We start from the raw sequence: 3,936 nt of genomic DNA on the forward strand, positions 1-3,936 counted from the left end.
CGGCAAGCCATCGAACAACTCGCCGCTGCGCTCGTTCTCGTTGGATTCAGGTCCCATGGCAGTAGAACGCACCAACCCATGGATCAGCTGACCGGTGTTTCGAAAAATTCACAAGCTCTCAGGCGGCACCGATGCGGCGCTTCACCCATTCCGTGCACGCCAGGTAGCCCGCCACCACGCCCAGCAGCGCGCCCAGCACCGGCAAGGCGACCGGCACGAAGCCGAAGGCCTGCTGCGCAGGCCCCAGGTAGGGCAGGGCCACGGCCAGCAGCGCCACGACGACGGTGGATCCGGTGAGCCAGGCGCCGGGCCGGCTGCGCCAGAACGGGCCGCGCGTGCGCAGCACCAGCACCACCGCCAGCTCGGTGAGCAGCGAGACCACGAACCACGCCGTCTGGAAGCTGGGCGCGTGCGCATCGAACAGGCGCAGCAGGACGATGAACGTGAGGAGATCGAAGACGGTGCTGACGAGGCCGAACACGATCATGAAGCGGCGCAGCGCGGCCACGTCCCAGCGCTGGGGCTCGGCGATGCGTGCCTCGTCCACCCGGTCGCCCGCGATGGCGATGGAAGGAATGTCGGACAGGAAGTTGTTCAGCAGGATCTGGCGCGCGGTGAGCGGCAGGAAGGGCAGGAACAGGCTGCCGATGGCCATGGACAGCATGTTGCCGAAGTTGGCGCTGGTGGTGATGCCGATGTACTTGAGCGTGTTGGCGAAGGTGCGCCGGCCGTCCTCGACGCCGCGGCGCAGCACGTCGAGATCGGGTCGCAGCAGCACGATGTCCGCGCTTTCGCGGGCCACGTCCACCGCCTGGTCGACCGAGATGCCCACGTCGGCCGCGTGCAGCGCCGGCGCGTCGTTGATGCCGTCGCCGAGGTAGCCCACCGCGTGCCCGGTGCGCTGCAGCGCGCGCACGATGCGCTCCTTCTGCTGCGGGTCCACCTCCACGAACAGGTCGGTCTCGCCGGCCTGGCGCCACAACGCCTCGTCGCTCATGGCCTGAAGCTGCGCGCCCGTGAGCAGGGGACCGGCCGGCAGGCCCAGGGCCCGCACCACATGGGTCGCGACGTGCCGGTTGTCGCCGGTGATGACCTTGATGCGGATGCCGAGCCCGGCGAGGTCCCGGATGGCCTGCGCGGCGCCCGGCTTGGGCGGGTCCATGAAGGTCAGGAAGCCCTCGAAGCACAGGTCGCGCTCATCGGCGGCCGTCCATGGGCCCGACGCCGCATCCACCGTGCGGCTGGCGAGCGCCAGCACGCGCTGGCCCTGGGCACTGAGGGCTTCGAAGCGGGCCGCGAGCGCGGCGCGCGCGGCGTCGTCCAGCGCTGCCGGGTGGCCATCGGCCTGGGCCCAGCGCGTGCAGACGGCCAGCACGTTGTCGAACGCGCCCTTGGTGATGATGCGGGCCGACGCCGCACCGGCCTGTGCGTCGCCGCCGACCACGATCGTCAGGCGCCGGCGCTGGAAGTCGTACGGGATCTCGTCCAGCTTGCCCAGGTCCTGCACCGACCAGCCGCGCGCCTGGCCGTCGCGCACGATGGCCTCGTCCAGGCCGTTGGCGATGCCCGTCTCCAGTGCCGCATTCGCAAAGGCCCAGCGGGCCACTGGCTCCGAGGGCTGGCCGTGCGGATCCAGCGTGGCCTGCAGCGCCACCGCGCCCACGGTCAGCGTGCCCGTCTTGTCGGTGCACAGCATGTCGATGCTGCCCAGGTTCTCGATCGCCTCCAGCCGCCGCACCACCACGCCGCCGCGGGCCATGACCGTGGCGCCGCGCGCGACCGTGACGCTCACGATGGCGGGCAGCAGTTCGGGCGAAAGGCCGACGGCCAGCGCCACGGCGAACATCAGGCTGTCCACCAGCGGACGGCCCTGCCACTGGTTGACCACCAGCACGAACAGCACCATCACGAACATCACGCGCAGCAGCAGGCCGCCAAAGCGCCGGATGCCGCGCGCGAACTCGGTCTCCGGCGCGCGTCGGGCGATGTGAGCCGCCACGTCGCCGAACGCGGTGGCGGTGCCCGTCGCCGTGACCAGCACCTCGGCCTGCCCGCTGCGGACCGATGCGCCCTGGAACACGCAGTTGGTCCGCCCGGCCAGCGGCGTCTCCACCGGCAGCACGCCAGCGCGCTTCTCGACGGGCAGGGACTCACCCGTCAGCGCGGCCTCCTGCACGAGGAAGTCACGCGCCTGCAGCAGCACCCCGTCGGCCGGGATGAGGTGGCCGGCCGCCAGCAGCACCACGTCGCCCGGCACCACCTCGGTGGCGGGAACCTGGCGCACCTGGCCGCCGCGCCGCACGCGGGCGGTGAGCGCCAGGCGTCGGCGCAGGCTCGCCACCGCGCGCGAGGCGCGCATCTCCTGCACGAAGCCGAGCAGCGCGCTGCCGCCGACGATGGCCAGGATGATCGCCGCCTCCGCCCAGTCGGCCAGTACCAGCGAGACGGCTGCACCCAGCAGCAGGATCAGCACCAGCGGATTGGTGAACTGCCGGCCCAGCAGGACCAGCCACTCCGGCGCGGTGCGCGGCGCCACGCCGGTGGTGGCCGCGAGGCGGCGCGCCGCCTCCGCGTCATCGAGTCCGGCCGCGCGCGTGCGCAGGGCCGCCATCAGCGTGGCGGCGTCCTGGCTCCAGGGGGCAGCGGGTGGGGCGGTGCGATGAGGCAAGGCCGCCATCATCCGGCATGGGGCGCCGGGCCGGCCGGCCGCCGGCCGCGCCGCCTCAGCGGCCCGGCCCGGCCACCGACTGCTCGATGGCGCCGAACACGCTCTGACCGTCCTTGCCCTTCATCTCGATGCGGATGGTGTCGCCGAACTTCATGAAGGCGGTCTGCGGCTGGCCGTCCTGGATGGTCTCGATGGCACGCTTCTCGGCGATGCAGCTGTAGCCCTTGGGCCACTCGGTGCGGCTGGATGCATCCATCACGCCCTTGTTGCTGACGGTGCCGCTGCCCACGATGCTGCCGGCGCGCACGTTGCGCGTCTTGCAGATGTGCGCGATGAGCTGGCCGAAGTGGAAGGTCATCTCCGGGCCAGCCTCGCACAGGCCGACCTTGCGGCCGTTCCAGGTGCTTTGCAGCGTCAGGTGCACGCGGCCGCCCTGCCAGGCATCGCCCAGTTCGTCGGGCGTCACCGCCACCGGGCTGAAGGCCGTGGCGGGCTTGCTCTGGAAGAAGCCGAAGCCCTTGGCGAGTTCGGCCGGGATCAGGTTGCGCAGGCTCCAGTCGTTGGCCAGCATCAGCAGGCGAATGCTGTCCAGGGCCTGCTCGGGCGATGTGCCCATGGGCACATCGCCGGTGACCACCGCCACCTCGGCCTCAAAGTCGATGCCCCAGTCCTCGCTGAGGAAGCGCGCCGGCTCGCAGGGGCCGATGAAGTCGTCACTGCCGCCCTGGTACATGAGCGGATCTTCATAGAACGTCTTCGGCACTTCACTGTTGCGCGCGGCGCGCACCAGCTCCACATGGTTGAGGTATGCCGAGCCATCGGCCCACTGATAGGCTCGCGGCAGCGGCGCCATGCACTGCGCCGGATCGAAGGGGAAGGCATGCCGCGCCTTGCCGTGGTTCAGCGTCTCGTACAGGTCCTGCAGCTGGGGCGCGATGAAGTTCCAGTCGTCCAGCGCCTGCTGCAGGCGGCTGGCAATGCCGGTCGCATAATGCGCCAGCCCCAGGTCGCGCGAGACCACGACCAGCTGGCCGTCACGCGATCCATCCTTGTAGGTTGCGAGCTTCATCGTCGGTGGCCCTTCCGGGTGAGATGCGCTACAGTCCACCAGACCGTTACGCATTGTTGAACGAGTTTACCTATCCGAAATTCTACAGGATGACCACCGACCCCAAGGAACGTGCCGGCATCCAGTCGGTGGAAGTCGGCTTCAGCCTGCTCGAAGCCCTGGGCCACGCGGCCGGGCCGCTGATGCTGCGTGACCTGGC

Annotated in this window: 2 protein-coding genes and 1 pseudogene; 1 reads left to right on the plus strand and 2 read right to left on the minus strand. The window is 70.5% G+C overall.

Annotated features, from left to right (window positions below):
• Nucleotides 1–118 precede the first annotated feature (118 nt).
• Together mgtA and ACE3T5_RS21320 are read right to left on the minus strand one after the other, a co-directional pair.
• Nucleotides 119–2,668, minus strand: a complete 2,550-nt coding sequence (gene mgtA, locus ACE3T5_RS21315) for a magnesium-translocating P-type ATPase (protein WP_374670118.1) — start codon at nt 2,666–2,668, stop codon at nt 119–121.
• Between the two features lie 55 nt (nt 2,669–2,723).
• The gene (locus tag ACE3T5_RS21320; RefSeq protein ID WP_374670119.1) at nt 2,724–3,737 is read right to left on the minus strand and encodes a fumarylacetoacetate hydrolase family protein; all 1,014 of its coding nucleotides are present in this window, start codon (nt 3,735–3,737) and stop codon (nt 2,724–2,726) included.
• An 89-nt stretch (nt 3,738–3,826) separates the two neighbouring features.
• Between ACE3T5_RS21320 and ACE3T5_RS21325 the strand changes: the two are divergent.
• Nucleotides 3,827–3,936: pseudogene (locus tag ACE3T5_RS21325) on the plus strand (IclR family transcriptional regulator); the annotation flags it as partial.

This window comes from Ramlibacter sp. (assembly GCF_041916345.1).
In the GTDB taxonomy this organism is placed as follows: domain Bacteria; phylum Pseudomonadota; class Gammaproteobacteria; order Burkholderiales; family Burkholderiaceae_C; genus Ramlibacter.